We start from the raw sequence: 421 nt of genomic DNA, 5'->3' as shown, positions 1-421 counted from the left end.
CACCGTCCAGGAAGGCGGCCAGATCACTTACACCGCCAAGCTGACCAACCCAGCCGGCACGGAAATGAAGGTCACCCTGAGCAACGGTGAAACCATCACCATCGCCAAGGACGCCACTGAAGGCAGCATCACCATCGCCGCCCCGAAAAACACCGTGTACGTGGACAGCGGCAACGTCAGCGCCACCATCACTGGCACCACTGGCGGCGATTTCGAGAAGCTGAATGTCAGCTCGGCGCCTGCGGTTACCGCGGTCACCGACACCATCGACACCTCGACCGTGACCCTGACGGCGACTCCAAGCGTGGTAGAGGGCGGCGTCGTCACCTACACCGCCACCGTCAGCGCTCCGGTCACCGGCTCGCCTCTGGTGATCAGCCTGGCCAACGGCCAGAGCATCACCATTGCGGTCAACGCCAGC

1 protein-coding gene is annotated in these 421 nt (G+C 63.7%); it reads left to right on the top strand.

The annotated features are described in order from the left end of the window. The coding region (locus NTD88_RS01035; RefSeq protein WP_262153360.1) for an immunoglobulin-like domain-containing protein at nucleotides 1-421 on the top strand (421 nt) is incomplete at both ends.

This window comes from Pseudomonas sp. 20P_3.2_Bac5 (assembly GCF_025466035.1).
GTDB lineage: Bacteria > Pseudomonadota > Gammaproteobacteria > Pseudomonadales > Pseudomonadaceae > Aquipseudomonas.
Note: the sequence above shows the minus strand (reverse complement) of the source record. Positions and strands in the feature narration are given on the sequence as shown.